Origin of the sequence: Caldimonas taiwanensis NBRC 104434, from assembly GCF_001592165.1 — a bacterium.
Taxonomy (GTDB): Bacteria; Pseudomonadota; Gammaproteobacteria; order Burkholderiales; family Burkholderiaceae_C; genus Caldimonas; species Caldimonas manganoxidans.
In genome coordinates this window covers 1-1,408 of the sequence record NZ_BCWK01000067.1, presented here as the reverse complement: position 1 = coordinate 1,408, position 1,408 = coordinate 1, and the positions used below count along the sequence as shown (strand labels likewise).

The window sequence follows — 1,408 nt, the reverse complement described above, 5'->3', positions numbered from 1 at the left end:
CGGCGTGCGGCCTTCCGCGAGCTGCACACCTGGCTGACCGTGCCGCCCGCGCCCCGGGCGGTGATGCTCTCCGGCGCGCGGCAGATCGGCAAGACCACGCTGATGCTGCAGGCCGCGCAGGCGCTGCTGGCCGCCGGCGTGCCCGCGGCCAACATCCTCTACGCTACCTTTGACCACCCGATCCTGAAGCTCGCCGGCATCGACGCGGTGCTCGACGCCTGGCGCGAGCGCGAGCCGCGCGCCGAGGGGCCGGAATACCTGCTGCTCGACGAAGCCCAGTTCATCCGGGACTGGGGCACCTGGGTCAAGCACCAGGTCGATTTCCGCAAGGACCGACGCATCGCGTTCACCGGCTCGGCCATGCCCTTGGTGGAGGCCGCCCCCGAGTCCGGCGTCGGCCGCTGGCACACGATCCGGCTGACCACGCTGTCCTTCTACGAATACCTGCAGATCAAACGCCTGCAACTGCCCGAGCTGCCCCAACTGCGCAGCCTGCGCGACCTGTTCGACTGGGCGCCGACGGACTTTTACCGCGCCACCGAACTGGGCCGCGACTACGTGGGCCACTTCCACGAATACCTGTTGCGCGGTGGCTTTCCGCAGAGCGCGCAGGTCGACAGCGTCACGCAGGCGCAGCGCCTGCTGCGCGAGGACATCATCGACAAAGTGCTCAAGCGCGACATGACCGCGCTCTTTGGCGTGCGCCGCGTGCTGGACCTGGAGCACACCTTCCTCTACCTGTGCCTGCACGATGGCGGCCTGCTGGACATGGTGGACCTGTGCAGCAACCTCGAGGTCAAGCGCCCCACGGCGCAGCACTTCATCGAACTGCTGGAGGCCGCCCACCTGATCTACCGCCTCGCGCCCTACGGCTACGGCAAGGACGTGCTGCGCGCGCGATTCAAGATTTATCTGGCCGATGCCGCCATTGCGCCGGCGGTGATGCTCAAGGGCAAGGCCATCGTGGAGGATGCCACCGCGCTGGGCGTGGCCGCCGAGACGGCCGTGTTCAAGCATCTGTTCGCCCGCTACTACGCGCAGAACGTGCGCTTCTCCTACTGGCGGGGCAAGCGCGAACACGAGGTCGATCTCGTCGCCGAAGTGGGTGGCGAGCTGATCCCCTTCGAGGTCAAGTACCGCGCCCAGCACACCGGCGCGCGAGACCTCAAGGGCCTGATCGAGCTGTGCCAAGCCAAGCGCATCGCGCGCGGCTACGTGGTCACCAAAGCGCTGGACGACTTCGGGCCGATGCAGGGCCTGCCACTGGCCGACGATGCCGATACCCCGACGCGCATCATGCGCATTCCAGCGCCGCTGCTGTGCTACTGGATGGGAGCGGCGGAGCTTCCGGGAGATGTGCCGTGAAGCTGGCCGCGCGCGCACGGGCGATGCCAAGCAGCGGCCATGC

Annotated in this window: 1 protein-coding gene; it reads left to right on the top strand. The window is 68.1% G+C overall.

What is annotated here, in order from left to right; translation table 11 throughout:
- Nucleotides 1-1,365, top strand: a 1,365-nt coding sequence (locus CTA01S_RS16095) for an ATP-binding protein (protein WP_062196855.1), incomplete at its 5' end; no start/stop codon positions are given.
- Nucleotides 1,366-1,408: the final 43 nt, after the last annotated feature.